General features: G+C 63.4%; 20 protein-coding genes. 11 read left to right on the top strand and 9 right to left on the bottom strand.

The window, feature by feature from the left end; genetic code table 11:
* The first annotated feature begins 63 nt into the window (after positions 1–63).
* The 5 genes from NKI46_RS16850 to NKI46_RS16830 all read left to right on the top strand — a co-directional run bounded on the left by NKI46_RS16850 (position 64) and on the right by NKI46_RS16830 (position 4608).
* Positions 64–969 carry a methylated-DNA--[protein]-cysteine S-methyltransferase gene (locus NKI46_RS16850; RefSeq protein WP_031244703.1) on the top strand — a complete coding sequence of 302 codons (906 nt, stop codon included), beginning with the start codon at positions 64–66 and terminating at the stop codon, positions 967–969.
* Between the two features lie 141 nt (positions 970–1110).
* Positions 1111–2019 (top strand): ribokinase, encoded by a 909-nt coding sequence (locus NKI46_RS16845; RefSeq protein ID WP_023714115.1) that lies wholly within the window; start codon positions 1111–1113, stop codon positions 2017–2019.
* The gene (locus tag NKI46_RS16840) at positions 2016–3476 is read left to right on the top strand and encodes an amidase (RefSeq protein ID WP_352747036.1); all 1461 of its coding nucleotides are present in this window, start codon (positions 2016–2018) and stop codon (positions 3474–3476) included. The genes NKI46_RS16845 and NKI46_RS16840 overlap by 4 nt, the downstream gene beginning before the upstream one ends.
* 96 nt (positions 3477–3572) lie before the next feature.
* On the top strand, positions 3573–4187 hold the full coding sequence (locus NKI46_RS16835; RefSeq protein ID WP_023728526.1) for a LysE family translocator: 615 nt from the start codon (positions 3573–3575) through the stop codon (positions 4185–4187).
* A gap of 148 nt (positions 4188–4335) precedes the next feature.
* A complete protein-coding gene (locus tag NKI46_RS16830) occupies positions 4336–4608 on the top strand; it encodes a hypothetical protein (RefSeq protein ID WP_245261353.1) in 273 nt (90 codons plus the stop codon).
* 209 nt (positions 4609–4817) lie between these two features.
* Here the strand turns inward: NKI46_RS16830 and NKI46_RS16825 are convergent, their stop codons facing one another.
* Positions 4818–5759, bottom strand: coding sequence for a nucleoside hydrolase (locus tag NKI46_RS16825; RefSeq protein ID WP_023698210.1), 942 nt, complete (start codon positions 5757–5759; stop codon positions 4818–4820).
* A 144-nt stretch (positions 5760–5903) separates the two neighbouring features.
* On the opposite strand from NKI46_RS16825, the gene NKI46_RS16820 reads away from it, so the two are divergent.
* Positions 5904–6329: an Hsp20 family protein gene (locus NKI46_RS16820; RefSeq protein WP_023669741.1), complete on the top strand. Its 426-nt coding sequence runs from the start codon at positions 5904–5906 to the stop codon at positions 6327–6329.
* 64 nt (positions 6330–6393) lie between these two features.
* Positions 6394–6651, top strand: a complete 258-nt coding sequence (locus NKI46_RS16815) for a BQ00720 family protein (protein WP_023683072.1) — start codon at positions 6394–6396, stop codon at positions 6649–6651.
* Between the two features lie 71 nt (positions 6652–6722).
* On the opposite strand, the gene ptsN is transcribed toward NKI46_RS16815, so the two are convergent.
* From ptsN to lptC, 6 genes are all read right to left on the bottom strand, one after another.
* On the bottom strand, positions 6723–7187 hold the full coding sequence (gene ptsN / locus NKI46_RS16810; RefSeq protein WP_023669743.1) for a PTS IIA-like nitrogen regulatory protein PtsN: 465 nt from the start codon (positions 7185–7187) through the stop codon (positions 6723–6725).
* Positions 7188–7295: 108 nt separating this feature from the next.
* Positions 7296–7880, bottom strand: coding sequence for a ribosome hibernation-promoting factor, HPF/YfiA family (hpf, locus tag NKI46_RS16805; protein ID WP_023751408.1), 585 nt, complete (start codon positions 7878–7880; stop codon positions 7296–7298).
* Positions 7881–8277: 397 nt separating this feature from the next.
* Positions 8278–9804, bottom strand: coding sequence for an RNA polymerase factor sigma-54 (gene rpoN / locus NKI46_RS16800; protein WP_023683070.1), 1527 nt, complete (start codon positions 9802–9804; stop codon positions 8278–8280).
* Positions 9805–10018: 214 nt separating this feature from the next.
* Positions 10019–10837, bottom strand: coding sequence for an LPS export ABC transporter ATP-binding protein (gene lptB / locus NKI46_RS16795; protein WP_023669746.1), 819 nt, complete (start codon positions 10835–10837; stop codon positions 10019–10021).
* Positions 10834–11418, bottom strand: a complete 585-nt coding sequence (locus tag NKI46_RS16790) for an LptA/OstA family protein (protein WP_023683069.1) — start codon at positions 11416–11418, stop codon at positions 10834–10836. The genes lptB and NKI46_RS16790 overlap by 4 nt, the downstream gene beginning before the upstream one ends.
* A complete protein-coding gene (lptC, locus tag NKI46_RS16785; RefSeq protein ID WP_023669748.1) occupies positions 11405–12118 on the bottom strand; it encodes an LPS export ABC transporter periplasmic protein LptC in 714 nt (237 codons plus the stop codon). The genes NKI46_RS16790 and lptC overlap by 14 nt, the downstream gene beginning before the upstream one ends.
* Before the next feature lie 295 nt (positions 12119–12413).
* On the opposite strand from lptC, the gene sppA reads away from it, so the two are divergent.
* From sppA to lhpI, 4 genes are all read left to right on the top strand, one after another.
* Positions 12414–13370: a signal peptide peptidase SppA gene (sppA, locus tag NKI46_RS16780; protein WP_023686570.1), complete on the top strand. Its 957-nt coding sequence runs from the start codon at positions 12414–12416 to the stop codon at positions 13368–13370.
* A gap of 80 nt (positions 13371–13450) precedes the next feature.
* Positions 13451–13735 carry an integration host factor subunit beta gene (locus NKI46_RS16775; RefSeq protein WP_006200394.1) on the top strand — a complete coding sequence of 95 codons (285 nt, stop codon included), beginning with the start codon at positions 13451–13453 and terminating at the stop codon, positions 13733–13735.
* A 53-nt stretch (positions 13736–13788) separates the two neighbouring features.
* Complete coding sequence (locus NKI46_RS16770; protein ID WP_023669750.1) at positions 13789–14133, top strand: lipopolysaccharide assembly protein LapA domain-containing protein; 345 nt, start codon at positions 13789–13791, stop codon at positions 14131–14133.
* Positions 14134–14163: 30 nt separating this feature from the next.
* Positions 14164–15129 (top strand): bifunctional Delta(1)-pyrroline-2-carboxylate/Delta(1)-piperideine-2-carboxylate reductase, encoded by a 966-nt coding sequence (gene lhpI, locus NKI46_RS16765; RefSeq protein ID WP_023683067.1) that lies wholly within the window; start codon positions 14164–14166, stop codon positions 15127–15129.
* Here the strand turns inward: lhpI and NKI46_RS16760 are convergent.
* Positions 15119–15541 carry a VOC family protein gene (locus NKI46_RS16760; RefSeq protein WP_023714120.1) on the bottom strand — a complete coding sequence of 141 codons (423 nt, stop codon included), beginning with the start codon at positions 15539–15541 and terminating at the stop codon, positions 15119–15121. The two genes, lhpI and NKI46_RS16760, sit on opposite strands and share 11 nt — an antisense overlap.
* Position 15542: 1 nt before the next feature.
* Positions 15543–16286 (bottom strand): helix-turn-helix transcriptional regulator, encoded by a 744-nt coding sequence (locus NKI46_RS16755; RefSeq protein ID WP_023737537.1) that lies wholly within the window; start codon positions 16284–16286, stop codon positions 15543–15545.
* Positions 16287–16398 lie beyond the last annotated feature (112 nt).

The raw sequence follows: 16398 nt of genomic DNA, 5'->3' as shown, positions 1-16398 counted from the left end.
GGCAAGTTTCGGGTGGTTGCAAGGGGCGGAAAGACCGATATTCGCGGTCAAGGAGATATTGCCATGAACGCCCAGATGACCATGAATACGCAGATGAAACCGACAGCGATCCTGCAGCACGACATCACCCCCAAGGGCAGCGACTACGAGGTCGTGCGCCGCGCCATCGAGAAGATCAGCCTCGACTATCGCGACCAGCCCTCGCTGGAAGCCCTGGCAGCCGATGTCGGCGAGACACCCACGGGCCTGCAAAAACTGTTCACCCGCTGGGCCGGCCTGTCGCCAAAAGCCTTCCTGCAGGCGGTCACCCTCGACCATGCCCGCAAACTGCTCGATTCCGGCATGCCGCTCCTCGAAACATCGTTCGAACTCGGCATGTCCGGCCCCGGCCGGCTGCACGATTTGTTCGTCACCCACGAGGCGATGTCGCCGGGCGACTACAAGACGCGCGGCGCCGGCCTGACCATCCGCTACGGCTACCACATCTCGCCCTTCGGCATCGCCCTGATCATGGTCACCGACCGTGGCCTTGCGGGGCTCGCCTTCAACGATCCGGGCGGCGAGCGGGCGGCTTTCGCCGACATGTCGGGCCGCTGGCCGAACGCCACCTATGTCGAGGACATGAGCGCCACCCAGCCCTATGCGGCGCGCATCTTCGATCCGACATTGTGGCGCGCCGACCAGCCGCTGCGCGTGGTGATGATCGGCTCCGACTTCCAGCTGCGCGTCTGGGACGCGCTGCTCAGGATCCCGATGGGCAAGGCCTGCACTTATTCCTCGATCGCCTCCAGGATCGGCGCGCCAAACGCCAGCCGGGCGGTGGGGGCGGCGGTCGGCGCCAACCCATTGTCCTTCGTCGTCCCTTGCCATCGGGCGCTGGGCAAGTCCGGCGCACTCACCGGCTACCACTGGGGCCTGACCCGCAAACGCGCCATCCTCGGTTGGGAAGCGGGCCAGACCGCGTCCTGAAGCTGCCCGCATCAAACAACACCGGCGAAATCCCTTCGCCGGTGTTTTTCTTTTTGCGAGCTCCCGGCGCAAAACATCCGCACGCTCTGGCAAGCCGCCGGCTTACAGGTTAGCTTCCCGCGCATTCCGCAGGAGGCTTTCTTGATCATCGTTGTCGGCTCGATCAACCTCGACCTTATCGCCAATGTCGACCGCCTGCCTTCGCCGGGCGAGACGGTCCGCGGCTCCGGCTTCACCACCGCGCCCGGCGGCAAGGGCGCCAACCAGGCGCTGGCTGCGGCGCGCGCCGGCGCCAAGGTGCGCATGGTCGGCGCCGTCGGCAAGGACAATTTCGCCACTGAGGCGCTGGCTTTGCTGGTGGCCGGCAAGGTCGATCTCTCCGGCGTCGGCCAGAGCTTCGCCTCCACCGGCACGGCGCTGATCCTCGTCGGCGCCGATGGCGAGAATGTCATCGCCGTCGTGCCGGGCGCCAATGATTCGGTGCTGCCCGGCGATCTCGCCAAGGCTTTCCTTGCGAAGGGCGACGTCGTCCTGCTGCAGCACGAGATCCCGTTGCAGACTGTCGATGCAGCGCTTGACGCCGCACGCGCCGCCGCCGCGGTCACCGTGCTCAACACCGCGCCGTTCCGTAGCGAGGCGGCAGCGTTGCTCGGCAAGGCCGACTACGCCGTCGCCAACGAAACCGAATTCGACCTTTACGGCGAGGCGCTGTCGCTGAAAGGCCGAGACCGCCCGGCGCGCATGCGCGACTTCGCCGGCAAAACCGGCCGCACCATCGTCGTCACGCTCGGCGGCGACGGCGTGCTGGCGGCGACCCCGGAGGATTTCCTGACCGTGCCGGCGCTGAAGATCACGCCGGTCGACACCGTCGGGGCCGGCGATACTTTTTGCGGTTATCTCGCCGCCGGGCTGGCGTCCAACCTGCCGCTGGAGCAGGCTCTCACCCGCGCCGCAGCCGCCGGCTCGCTCGCCTGCCTGAAGCCCGGCGCCCAGCCGGCCATCCCGCTGGCCGCGGATGTGGACACCGCCCTGCGCAACAACGCCGGATGACAGCCCTGCGCCCCGCAACGAAGCACGCCGTGCCCCCCGCCGGCGACATCTGCCGGATGTCCGCTGTCGACCTGGCCGAGGCGATCCGGCTGCGCCGCCTGTCCGTGCGCGAGTTGGTCGCCGCATTCCTCGACCGCATCGACGCGGTAAACCCGCTGGTCAACGCCATCGTCTCGTTGCGCGAGCGCTCCGACATCCTGCGCGAGGCCGACGCGGCGGACGCGCATCTAGCGCAAGGCGGGCCGGCCGGCTCGCTGTTCGGCCTGCCGATGGCGATAAAAGACCTCGCCATGACGAGCGGCTTGAGGACCAGTTTCGGCTCGCCGATCTTCGCCGATTTCGTGCCGCAGGAGGATGATTTCTTCGTCGAGCGCATCCGCAAGGCCGGCGCCATCATCATCGGCAAGACCAATGTTCCCGAATTCGGGCTGGGATCCAACACCTACAACAACGTGTTCGGCCCGACGCTGAACGCCTTCGATCCGGCGCTCACCGCAGGCGGGTCGAGCGGCGGCGCTGCGGTCGCCCTTGCGCTCGACATGGTTCCGGTCGCCGACGGCAGCGATTTCGGCGGCTCGCTGCGCAATCCGGCGGCGTGGAACAATGTCTATGGCTTCCGCCCGTCGCAGGGCCTTGTCCCCGGAGGGCCGGACCTGGAAGTCTTTCATGCTCAGATGGGCATAGACGGGCCGATGGGCCGCAGCATCAGCGACATGGCGCTGCTGCTCGACGTGCAGGCGGGCTACCATCCGCATGCGCCCTTGTCCTGGGAAAAGCCTGGTTCATTCCTCGAAGGGCTGGCAACGCCGGCAAGCGGCGGCCGCGTCGGCTGGCTCGGTGATCTCGGCGGTCACCTGCCGGTGGAGCCTGGCATCCTCGATCTGTGCGAGGCCGCACTCGGCCGCTTCGCGGAGGCATCCTTCCTGACCGAGCCCTTGCTGCCGGATTTCGATTTCGAGGCACTGTGGCAAGCCTTCGTGACGCTGCGGCAGGCGAGCAGCGGCTCGGCGCTGAAAGTCCATTATGACGACCCGCACAAGCGCGCCCTGCTGAAGCCGGAAGCCGTCTGGGAGGTGGAGAACGCCATGCGGCTGACGGCGCCGCAGATCCGCGCGGCCTCGGTCATCCGCACCGCCTGGCACCGGACGCTGCTGTCGCTGTTCGAGCACTTCGATCTCATCGCGCTGCCGACGGCGCAGGTCTTTCCTTTCGACGTCGGCACGCATTGGCCAAGTGAGGTCGCCGGACGGACGATGGACAGCTACCATCGCTGGATGCAGGTTTCGGCCTTCGCCACGCTCGGCGGCTGTCCGGCGCTCAACGTGCCCGTCGGCTTCGACGACAAAGGCCGTCCCATGGGCATGCAGCTGATCGGACGCCCGCGCGGCGACCTCGCCGTGCTCAGGGCCGGCGCGGCCTATGAGGCGACCTTGCCTTGGCAGGCGGGGGCGTCCTGACGCGAGGGGCGGCACGGTCTGCGACGGCTTGCACCAGCCCCGCCGCCATGCATTGATTGCAGCCAGCCGCCTAAGCGCATCCTCGAGGAAATCCCCATGTCGCTGGAACTCTACGCCGCCTATGTCCTTGCCTGCATCGTCATCATCCTGGTGCCCGGTCCGACGGTGACGCTGATCATCGCCAACAGCATCCGCCACGGCGCGCGCGCCGGGCTTGCCAATGTCGCCGGCACGCAGGCCGGGCTTGCCATCATGATCGCCATCGTCGGCATCGGCCTCAACACGCTGATCGCGGGCATGGGCCACTGGTTCGAATGGGTGCGTCTGATCGGCGCCGCCTATCTGATCTGGATGGGCGTGCAGATGTTCCGCGCCAAGGGCACGCTGAACGCCGACGGCACGGCGAGAAAGCCGCGTGGCGGCTTCTTCCTGCAGGGTCTGCTGGTGGCGCTCAGCAACCCCAAGACCCTGGTGTTCTTCGGCGCCTTCTTCCCGCAATTCATCGCCCCGCAGGGCAATTACACCCTGCAGATCGTCGTCATGGGCCTCACCGCCATGATCTTCGCCGCCGTCTCGGATTCCACCTATGCTCTCGCCGCCAGCCGCGCCGGCCGCCTGCTCTCGGCCAGCCGCATCAAGCTGATGTCCAGGATCAGCGGCAGCTTTCTGGTCGGCGGCGGCCTGTGGCTAGCTTTTTCGAAGGCGAAGTAACAACCGTGGACGGTCGTTTCCAACGGCAGAATGAGCCCGTACGTGAAGGCTGATTGAAAGTCAGTCTCCACGCCACCACATGACTTTGTGCTGGGGATTCTTTCAAATGTCATGGACTTATAGGGATTTGAAAAGGAACGCGCCCGGCGTGGTCCTGATCGTCGCCATGTTCGCGATGATGGTTCCTTCGGCGCTCTACAAATGGACGAATGATGCAAGCCCCATCCGGTCAGTCGAGCCAATCCACGCAACGGTCAAAAGCGCCCAATCGGACCACGACCACACCCTTTATCTGGTTTCGCTCGAAAGCGGTTCGTCCATTCTTGTCGATGACGACCGGCCGCATCTGATCGGCGCGACGGCAAACATGGAGCGCGTCACGCGCGAGAATGGAATGGTCTTCTATCGATTTGCAAAGTGAACGGCGGCGGCGCCTTCCTTCTCCCCTGTGGGAGAAGGTGGATCGGCGCGATAGCGCCGAGACGGATGAGGGGTGTTCCAGCGGAGTGAGACGTGGGCGTTCCCTGGAACACCCCACATCCGTCGCCTTCGGCGACACCGCCCGGGGGCGAGCCACTTGTCTCGCCCCGTCCCTTCGGAACCCACAATGGGGAGAAAGGAAAGACAGAGCTAAAGCCGAGCCAACCGCTCCACCAGAAGCGCGAAAAAGGCGTCATGGTCGATGTCGCGCATCACCATGGCGTTCTTCGGCCGCTTGGTCACGCCCCACCAGTCGATCACGGTCATGCCCATGGTGAGTTCGGAGGTGGTTTCGACGGTGACGTTGCAGTTGCGGCCCTTGAACAGCTCCGGCTTCAACAGATACGCGATGACGCAGGGGTCGTGCAGCGGGCCGCCATCGGTGCCGTATTTCTCCTCGTCGAAGCGCTCGAAGAACTCCAGCATCTCGGCCGTCGCGGTGCCGACCCGGGTGCCGAGCTGGCGGATGGCCTGCGTGCGCTTGGCCGTGGTCAGCGCCTTGTGGGTGACGTCGAGCGGCATCATGACGATCGGAATGCCGGATTTGAACACCAGGTCGGCGGCTTGCGGATCGACATAGATGTTGAATTCTGCGGTCGGCGTGACATTGCCGCCTTCGAAGAAACCGCCGCCCATCAGTACGATTTCCTTGATGCGCGGCGCGATCTTCGGCTCACGGATCAGCGCCAGCGCGACATTGGTGAGCGGGCCGAGCGCGCACAGCGTGATCGTGCCGGCCTCTTCCTTCATCAGCGTCTCGACGATGAAGTCGACCGCATACTGGCCCTGCAGCTTCATCTTCGGATCGGGCAGTTGCGGGCCGTTGAGGCCGGTCTTGCCATGCACTTCCTCGGCGGTGACCAGCTCGCGCGCCAACGGGCGGATGGCGCCTGCATAGACCTTGATGTCGGGCCGGCCGGCCAGTTCGCAGATTTTCCTGGCGTTCTTTTCGGTCAATTTCAGCGGCACGTTGCCGGCAACAGCAGAGATGCCGACGATCTCCAGCTCGGCGCTGCCGAGCGCCAGCAATATGGCGACGGCATCGTCCTGGCCGGGATCCGTGTCGATGATGATCTTGCGGGTCTGGGGCATTTCATTTCCTTATGCGGGGGAGTCTTTTTGGCGGGGGTGTTCGGCGGCTTGAACTTGGCCGCGGCGCGGACCATATCAAGACCATCGGGAAAAATGCCATCCGGGTTTTTCCAGTTTATGTCGCTCCAAAGAGGACAGTGTAACATGAGCCGAATGACGCCCTTCTCCAGCCCGCTTCTCCTTGGTTTCGATGCCATGGAAAAGACCCTGGAACGACTGGCGAAATCCGGTGACAGTTATCCTCCCTACAACATCGAGCGCCTCAGCGGTGCTGACGGCAAGGCCGAAAGGCTGCGCATTACGCTGGCTGTCGCGGGTTTCGCCGAAAGCGATCTCGATGTCACCACGGAGGAAAACCAGTTGGTCGTGCGCGGCCGTCAAACCGACGACACCGAGCGCGAATTCCTCCACCGCGGCATCGCCGCGCGCCAGTTCCAGCGCTGTTTCGTGCTGGCCGACGGCATGCGGGTGATCGCAGCGGAACTGAAGAACGGCCTTTTGTCGATCGATCTCGATCGGCCGGATACCGAACGGCTGGTACGGAAAATAAATATATCGGTGAAAGACTGATCTTTACCGATGGCTCTCATGCGGGATGGCCTTGAGCGGCGTCCTCGCGCCAAGGAGGCTTGAAATGACCAGAACTGACGAAACCATCACCATGACCAGCGGCGAATTCGCCCATCTCGGCGAAGGCTCGGTCGCTTATCTCCGCAAGGTCTCGAGCGACGAGCTGCTCGGGCGCTTCCCCAACCTCGGCGAAATAGCGCCTGGTATGGTCCTGTGGGCCCTGTTTGCCGCCAACGGCCAGCCAATCCTGCTTTCGGATGCGAAAGACCGGGCTTTGGCCGGCGCCATGGAAAACGACCTGACCACTGTCGCCATTCACTAAGGCGACTGCTGGCGGTTGAAATGGAGAGGGCCGCCTTCGGCGGCCCCTGGAAGACTTAAATCCGAAGAACTTCAGGCGGCGTGCGAGGCCTGCGTGTCCGAAAGCAGTGCGTGGATGGCGACCGCGTCGCGCGTGCCTCTGATCTTGGCCACCGTGTCGGCGTCGCGCAAAACCCTGGCGATGCGCGACAGTGCCTTGAGGTGATCGGCGCCGGCGCCTTCCGGGGCCAGCAGCAAAAACACCAGATCGACCGGCTGGTCATCCAAGGCCTCGAAATCGACCGGCGTCTCCAGCCGGGCAAAGACGCCGGCGATGCGCTTCACCCCGGCGAGCTTGCCGTGCGGAATGGCGATGCCGTTGCCGACGCCGGTGGAGCCCAGCCGTTCGCGCTGCAGGATGGTGTCGAACACTTCGCGCTCCGGAATGCCGGAAATCGCCGCCGCTCTCTCGGACAGCAACTGCAGAAGCTGCTTTTTGGAGTTCGCCTTCAACGCCGGCAAGATCGCCGGAACGTTGAGAAGATCGCTCAGATCCATATTTGAAATCCCTTATTCGCCTGCCGTCACCAGTCCTCGCCCCTCGCGCGGCTGGCTATCATCTCTGTGCGACCATTGTCGTCACCTGTGCGACCATTGTCGTTGTCGTCACGCCTGTGCGACTTTGGTCGTCGACGGGTCGATCCAGCCGATATTTCCGTCCGGCCGCCGATAGACGATGTTGAGGTGGTCGTTTCCGGCGTTGCGGAAGACGAAAACCGGGCTGTCCTTGGTGTCGAGTTCGATGACCGCCGACGCCACCGACATGGTCTGCAGCGTCATGGTTGATTCGGCGACGATGGCCGGGGCGTAGTCCTCCGGAATGTCCTCATCGTCATCAGTCAGCGGCGCCATTACCGTATAGGCGATGTCGGTGATTTCGCCATTTCCATTGCCTGAATTGTGCGATTTCAGACGGCGTTTGTAGCGCCGCAGCCTGGTTTCGAGGCGGTCCGCGGCCGCCTCGAAGGCAAGTGTCGGATCCTGGGAATCGCCGGTTGCCTGCAGCGAAGCGCCGGAATCCAGCCTGATCATGCAATCGGCCGAGTAACGCGACCCCGATTTGATGACCGTGACGTGCCCTGAAAAACCGCGATCGAAATATTTTCCAATCGCCTCGCCGACACGATCGGTAATGCGCGTACGCAACGCATCGCCGATATCCATGTGTTTACCCGATATGCGCAATTTCATCTGAAAACTGACCTTCCTTGCTCAGGCTTCAAACTGGCCAGAGTTTATACTCGTGATCCGTGCGCACAAGCTTTGCGGCGTCAACTCGCGCCGATTTTAGATCCGAACTTTCCGGTTGATCACAATCCGCCTTCTTGGCCGTCCCGTGGCCTTCATCGTGACGGACCATCCGCATGCGGGCCGCGAGCCCGTCTCATGCGGGCGGGCTTCTAGACACTTCATTGCAGCTTGTCAATTAATGCATGTCGCCCAGAAGTGCGCTGCGGTTCTGGGACAACGACATGCATCAAAACAAAGACTTAAAGCGCGTCGTATGAATCCGTTTCAGCGCGATGCGCTTTAAGGTCGGAAAGTTGTGGAATCCAGCCATAGCAAAAGCCTTGCCGGGCAAGCAGACCTAGCGCCCCGCGCTCGCCAGAGCGCGCTTTTCACGCCGCCGCTGCACCGACGAGGGAATATTCATACCCTCCCGGTACTTGGCCACCGTGCGCCGGGCAATATCGACGCCGCTTTCCTTCAACATATCGACGATTGCGTCGTCGGACAGCACATCGGCGGGCTTTTCCTCGTCGATCAGCTGCTTGATGCGGTCGCGCACCGCTTCCGAGGAATGCGCATCACCGCCGCCCGACGCCGCGATCGAAGCCGTGAAGAAATAACGCAGCTCGAACACGCCACGCGGCGTCAGCATGTATTTGTTGGCCGTCACCCGGCTGACGGTCGATTCATGCATGCCGATGGCATCGGCCACCGTGCGCAGGTTGAGCGGCCTGAGCTGACGCACGCCATGGACGAGAAAAGCGTCCTGCTGGCGCACGATTTCCGACGCCACTTTCAGGATCGTCTTTGCCCGCTGGTCGAGACTGCGCGTCAGCCAGTTGGCATTCTGCAGGCACTCGGCCAGGAAATCCTTCTCCGCCTGATTCTTCGCATGCGGCGAGACCTGGGCGAAATAGATGTGATCGACAAGCACGCGCGGCAGCGTCTCGGCATTGAGCTCGACCGTCCAGCTGCCGTCATTGGCGGCGCGGACTTCGACATCGGCGACGATGGCGTCGCTGGCGCCGCCCGAAAACGCCATGCCCGGGCGCGGGTCGAGCGCGCGGATTTCGGCCAGCATGTCGAGGAGATCCTCCTCGTCGACCCCGCAAAGCCGCTTCAGCGTCTGGAAATCGCGCCGCGCCAACAGTTCTAGGTTGCCGATCAGCGTCTTCATCGCCGGATCGAGACGATCGCGCATGGCAAGCTGCAGCGACAGGCATTCGGCAAGGTCGCGCGCAAACAGGCCGACCGGCTCGAATGTGTGGCAGGCTGCCAGCACATTGGCCACCATCGCCTGATCGGCGCCGAGCCGTTTGGCGATCTCGGCGGGATCGGCGCGCAGGTAGCCGGCCTCGTCCAGGCCGTCGGCCAGTTCGGCTGCGATCAGCCTTGCGGCCGGATCGGCAAAGGCAAGCGCGATCTGCTCGCCAACATGCTGGCGCAGCGTGATCGCCGCGGCTGCCATGTCGCCGACGTCGAAGCCTTCGGAAGAACCGGACGAACTATTGCCGGTGGCCGACTTCCACTGCGCCGTCAGGTCCGGGCCGAGCCGCTCGCTGGTGCCGGGATCGTCGGGGAACAGATTTTCCAGCGAGCTGTCGAGCTTGTCGGAGATCGCTTCGGCGCTCCACGCCGTCTCGTTTTCGAACCAGTCGCCATCGGCGGCAGGCTCAGGAGCGGCATCGCCCTTCTGCACCTGGTCGCTTGCGGCGTCATCCTGGGGCTCGGCGCGCTCCAGCAGCGGATTGCGCTCGATCTCGTCGTCGATGAAGTGGTCGAGCTCGACATGGGTGAGCTGCAACAGCCTGATCGACTGCATCAGCTGCGGCGTCATCACCAGCGACTGGGATTGTCGTAGCTGTAGTTTCGCCGCCAACGCCATGGTTCGGTTTCAAACGCCCTTCTGCACCCGGAAGCCTACACATCAGAAGCTGCCGGAAAATGAATTTTTCCGACCTTCCATAGAAACTGGCCCGGCTTTTGCTTGTCAAGGCGAACGATGGCAAAAGGCCCCTACCGAAGCATTATCTCACGCAAAATCGGAGAAAAAAGCCCGGCGGGGCGGCAAAAATCACGTCAGGAAACAAATTTCACGCTCAGAGCGTGAAACCTTCGCCGAGGTAGAGCCGGCGCACATCGGGGTTCGCCACCACCTCGTCGGCACGGCCATGAGTCAGCACCTGGCCGGCATGGATGATGTAGGCGCGGTCGATGAGGCCGAGCGTTTCGCGCACATTGTGGTCGGTAATCAGCACGCCGATGCCGCGCGCCGTTAGATGACGAACCAGCTGCTGGATGTCGGCGACGGCAATCGGGTCGATGCCGGCGAACGGCTCGTCGAGCAGCATGTAGGCCGGGCGCGTCGCCAAAGCTCGGGCGATCTCAAGACGCCGCCGCTCGCCACCCGACAGCGACATGGACGGCGACTTCCGCAGATGGCTGATGTGAAATTCCTCGAGCAGTTCGTCGAGATTGCGCTCGCGCACCTTGCGGTCCTTCTCAACCACTTCGAGCACGGCGCGGATGTTCTGCTCGACATTCAGGCCGCGGAAGATCGAGGCTTCCTGCGGCAAATAGCCGATGCCGAGGCGGGCGCGGCGGTACATCGGCATCGAGGTGACGTCGAAACCGTCGATCTCGATCGTGCCCTCATCGACCGGCACCAAGCCGGTGACCATGTAGAAACAGGTGGTCTTGCCGGCGCCGTTTGGCCCGAGCAGCCCGACAGCCTCGCCGGCGCGCACGCCGATGGTGACACCGCTGACCACCTTGCGGCCCTTGTAGCTCTTGGTCAGACCCTTGGCGATCAGGGTGCCCTTGAACTTCGAGGAATCAACGGTGACTGTGGCCGGTGCTGCAAGTTTACTGGCCGCCCGTCCCGGAAGGCGGGTCAGCAGCGAAGACACGCCAGTCATTCGGGCTTCGGGGCCTCGGATTTCGGTGGCGGCGTCATCGACATGATGACGCGCCCGCCGCAGCCATCGACCTGAGCAAGGCCGCTTTTCATCTGCACGGTGAGCTTGCAGCCCTTGAGGACGTTGGGTCCTTGGGACAAGACGACCTCCTTGCCCGACAGAACTAGCACCTGCGTCTTCATGTCGAACGTGGCGTTGTCGCCGGTGGCGATCTGGTCATTCGACTTGATGTAGACTTTGTTCTTGACCACCAGATGGTCGATATTGGCCGAACCGGTCATCGCCGAAGCGCCGGCGGCAGCACCTTTGGCGGCGTTGGGGTCCTTGACGTAGTAGACCTCCATGCTGCCGGCCTTGAGCAGCGTTGGCCCTTGCGTGACGGTGACGTTGCCGCTGAACAGCGCCATGCTGTCGGCCTGGCGGACCTCAAGTTTGTCGCTCTCGATCTGGATCGGCTGGTCGCCCGACAGTTTGAGCCCGGACTGGCTGCTGGCGCTGGACTGAGCCCAGGACGGCGCCATACCCAGCAACAGCAAGGCCGAAGCTGCGGCGACAAGCCGTGCCGAATTACTGGGACGCATTCGTTTCTCCGCTCTTTGCCTCTGCCGCCTTCATAGTGGCCGGATCGATGTGAACGCTTACCTTGTTCTCGAAAACGATGACCTTGCCATTGTCTTCGACCGACATTGAACCCGCGGTGATCCGCGAGCCGTTACGGCTGACATCGACCGCATCACCTGTCTTCATAGAGCCTTTGCCCATATCGAGGAAGACCGATTTGAAGATGGCAGCGACGCCGTCGGTGGTGGTGACGGTAACGTCGCTGGTCATGTCCATAGTGTTGGCGTTTCTGTTGTAGATCCCGCGCTTGGCGTCGACGGTCGCCACATTGTCGGCCGTCAGCGGCAATTTGGCATGGATGCCTTCGAGTTCGATGATGTCCTGCTTGCCGACATCCTGGATGGCGCGCAAGGCCGTCAGCGAATAGGGCAGCTTGTCCTTGGTGAAGCCGTTGAGCTTCGGATTGGCCATCACCAGCTTGCCATCCGCGAAAGCGGTGCCGTCTGCCTGTATCGAAATGTTGATCGGCGCCGCCAGATAGGAATAGACCGGAAACGCAACCGCGATCCCGGCGGCAAGCACCGGCACGGCAAACTTAAGCACGCGCACGCGGCGCGAGTGGCGCTGGGCGCGGTCGAAGGCGTCGCCGCGCGTGCCCGCTGGCGCCGTGGGCGCCAAGGCCGCATCGGCATTGGTCGGTTCGTTCGATCGCGCAAGCATGACTGACTTCTAATAAACCCTTGTCCGCCAAAACACCTGCTATAGGTGGGTTGCCGGCCCCCGCAAGCAAGCACAAGCGGAGGAAAACCGCAAAAATGTGACGGCCGCTGTTTTACAGACGGAACTCAGGCGACACAATTTCGTCACTTCATAGCAGAAACGAACGCGCCGCGTCATTTTTTCCTGAAATGCCTCCGTCGTGAAGGTCGCTTCGTCGCAGGCTCTTGACGAAGAGGTAGCCGGGCGCGGACGCTTGCTTTAAAAGCATCGCTTCCCACCGACTGTGAGGCAGACCATGGCACTGAGAGCCGACGACCTGATCGACCGCCGCCGCTTGCGGCGCAAGCTGACCTTCTGGCGCGGCGCCGCCATTGCCATCGTGGCCCTTGGGGTGATTGCGCTTGCAAGCTGGTTCTATGGGGGCGACCTCGGCGGTTCTTCCGTCGACCACATCGCCAAGGTCAGGATCGAAGGCACCATCACCGAGGACGAGGAACTGATCAAGCGGCTGGAAACCATCCGCACATCCCCGCAGGTCAAGGGCGTCATCCTGGCGATCGATTCGCCCGGAGGCACCACGGTCGGCGGCGAATCGATCTACGAGGAGGTGCGCAAGCTTGCCGCCGACAAGCCGGTGGTGGCCGAGGTCGGCACGCTGGCCGCATCGGCCGGCTACATGATCGCCAGTGCCAGCGACCATATCGTTGCCCGCAAGACGTCGATCGTCGGCTCGATCGGTGTGCTCATCCAGTATCCCGATGTCAGCGGTCTGATGGACAAGGTCGGCATCAAGCTCGAGGAAGTGAAATCCTCGCCGCTGAAGGCATCGCCCTCGCCCTTCAAGCCGACCAATGAAGACGAGCGAGCCATGGTCCGCAAGCTCATCCTCGACAGCTATGACTGGTTCGTCGGCATCGTCGCCGAGCGCCGCAAAATGACCCGCGATCAGGCACTGGCCCTTGCCGACGGCTCGATCTTCACCGGCCGCCAGGGCCTTGCCAACGGTCTGATCGACGCTGTCGGCGGCGAGAGCGTGGCGATCGACTGGCTGGCGACCAAGGGTGTCGACGCCAAGCTCAAGGTGGTGGAATGGAAGGACACCGAGCGGCGTGGCGGCTTCCTGTTCTCGAAAGCAATAGCGCGCAGCGTCGGCAGCGCGCTCGGCCTGTCGGAGGCCGGCAGCGACGTGCTTCACGAAATTGGCGCGGATCGCTTGTTTCTTGACGGTCTCGTTTCCGTCTGGCACCCTTGATCTGCCGGTTGGGGCGAGTAAAAAAGCAAATAAAATCATCCTGATAATTTGACCGCAGCGCTTTCACGGGGACCTTTCTGATGATCAAATCCGAGCTTGTGCAGATCATTGCCACGCGCAACCCGCATCTTTTCCTGCGCGACGTCGAAAACATCGTGGGAGCGATCTTCGACGAGATCACCGATGCCCTGGCGGAAGGCAATCGGGTCGAGTTGCGTGGCTTCGGCGCTTTTTCGGTGAAGAATCGCCCTGCCCGCACCGGCCGCAACCCGCGCACCGGCGAATCCGTCGAGGTCGAGGAGAAGTGGGTGCCGTTCTTCAAGACCGGCAAGGAATTGCGTGAAAGGCTGAATGGCGGCAAGTAGGCGCGGACCAACGCGCCGGCGTTATCAAGGCCTGCCTTCTCCAGGGAATTTCTATGTTGAACCGCTTCATACTTATCGTGGTCTTCGTGCCGCTCGCCGTCATCCTGATCGCGCTGGCCGTCGCCAACCGCGAGCTGGTCGCCTTCACGCTCGACCCGTTCAACCCCGGCAATCCGAAACTGACGCTGACCTTGCCGCTGTTCATCTTCCTGTTCGTGGCGCTCGCCATCGGCATGGTCGTCGGCAGCCTGGCGACCTGGGTCAAGCAGGGCCGCTACCGCAAGCTGGCGCGCCAGCGCGGGGTCGAGGCCGAGAATTTGCGCCAGGCGGTCAGCCGTATACCCGCCGTGCAGCAGGGCGCGGCCGCCGGGCCGGCGCTGCCGAAGCCAACGGCCTGAAGCCGGCGCTTTTATCTTCGCGGAGTTTGCATGCTGACCATTTCGGCCGACGCTGTCGACCAGGCGCTGACCTTTCCCGGGCTGGTCGAGACATTGCGCGCGGCCTTCCGCGAGGGTGCTGTGCAACCCGTCCGCCATCATCACGGGGTCGAGCGGCCCGACGGTGCCACATCCACGCTGCTTTTGATGCCGGCGTGGACCGACTTCCATGCGGCCGGCACGTCGGTCGGGGGTCATATCGGCGTCAAGATCGTCACCGTATCGCCCGACAACAACGCCATCGGCAAACCGGCGGTGATGGGGCTCTACCTCCTGCTCAACGGCGCCACCGGCGAGCCCGAAGCGCTGATCGACGGCCAACGGCTGACACAGTGGCGCACCGCTTGCGCCTCGGCGGTGGCGGCCTCCTATCTCGCCCGCGAGGACGCATCGCGGCTTCTGGTGGTCGGCGCCGGCGCGCTGTCGCCGTTCCTCGCCAAGGCGCACTCCGCGGTGCGGCCGATCAAGACCATCCGCATCTGGAACCGCACGCCCGCCAATGCCGAAAAGGTCGCGGCTGATTTGCGCGCGGACGGTTTCAACGCCGAGGCCGCAAGCGATCTCGACGCCGAACTCGCCGAGGCCGACATCGTCTCATCGGCGACGATCACGACGACGCCGCTGGTCAAGGGTGCGCTGCTCAAGCCGGGCGCGCATGTCGATCTGGTCGGCGGCTTCACGCCGACCATGCGCGAGAGCGACGACGACGCGATCGCGCGCGCCCGCGTCTATGTCGACACCCGCGCCGGCGCCACCAAGGAAGCCGGCGACATCGTCCAGCCGCTCGCCTCCGGCGTGCTGAAGCCGGAAGCCATCGTCGCCGATCTGCATGAGCTGGCGCGCGGGGAAAAACAGGGCCGGCAGAGCCCCACTGAGGTCACGCTGTTCAAGTCGGTCGGCGCCGCGCTTGAGGACCTTGCCGCCGGCATTGCCGTCTACAACGCGCTCAAGCAGTAGCGTCTGCGCCGGTTCTGCGATCGAACTTCCTGATCGCTTCCGCGCTGACCGGGGTGAAGAAGTTCACCAGATTGCCATCGGGATCGCGCAGCAGCAGCGACCGGTTACCCCATGGCATCGTCGTCGGCGTCTGTACGAAATCGCCGATAATTTTCGCCAGCCTGCTGTACTCAGCATCAACATCAGCGACGCGAAACTCGATGATCGCTGAGCGATTGGCGGCCGGCTGCGCCACATCAGTTCCGAACAGGGCCAGCGTGCGGGTGCTGCCGATCGCCAGTGTGCAGGACGGCGTTGCCAGTTCGGCGAAATCGTCTGTGAACCAGGTTGCGGTAAGCCCGGTGATGGTGTCGTAGAATGCCACCAAGGGCTTGATCTGATCGGTAATGATGCGGATCGAGACGAAGTCCATCTTATTCTCCTGGGGCAAGCGCGACGCTATCTGAAGACAATCGCTTGTCGCACAAGGCTGCTGACAACTTGGTGTCCAGCGTCGCGCGCCATTCCTTCAGCAGCGCCTGCCGACGACGCGGATAGCGGATATACGTGGTGTTGAGCCCCGACATCCGGTCGGCGCGAAAATGTCTGAAATCCTGCCGCGTCTCGCACCAGGCCACCACCACCCGCACCTTGTCGAAAAAGCCGAGCGCGAATGGCCAGATCAAGCGCTCGGAGGCGGCGCCGCCGGCGTCGCGGTAAAGAAAGCCGAGTTTTCTCTCGTTGCGGATCGCCTGGCGCACCAGGCCAAGGTCGATGCTTTCGACAGCATCGCCGTGCGGCCCGACCAAAAGCGCGGTCGCATCGAGGTCCTCGCGCAGATCATCCGGCAGCACAGCGGCGATCTTGGCCAGCGCGTCGGTGGCGGCGGCCGACAGCCGCTTGTCCGGTTGTCTGGCAACCCAACGCGATCCCAGAACGATGGCCTCGATCTCCTCGTCGGTGAACATCAGTGGCGGCAGCATGAAGCCGGGTTTCAGCACATAGCCCAGCCCAGCCTCGCCCTCGATCGGCGCGCCTTGCCCCTGCAGCGTGGCAATGTCGCGGTAGAGCGTTCGGATCGAAACGTCCATCTCGCCGGCAAGCGTGCGACCGCTCACCGGCCGGCGATGCCGGCGCAGGATCTGGATCAGGTCGAGCAGGCGTTCGGAACGGGACATGATTCGAGATTTGCCTGTTTCCTCAGCGAGGTCCACCACCTCAGACATTCGCACGCTGGACCATTTTGTTTGCGCAGCCGGTGACCCTATGCCAAAAGCGGCCTGCCGCCTC

It is taken from the genome of Mesorhizobium sp. M0615, assembly GCF_040320805.1.
GTDB lineage: Bacteria > Pseudomonadota > Alphaproteobacteria > Rhizobiales > Rhizobiaceae > Mesorhizobium.
This window is presented reverse-complemented; position numbering and strand designations above follow the sequence as displayed.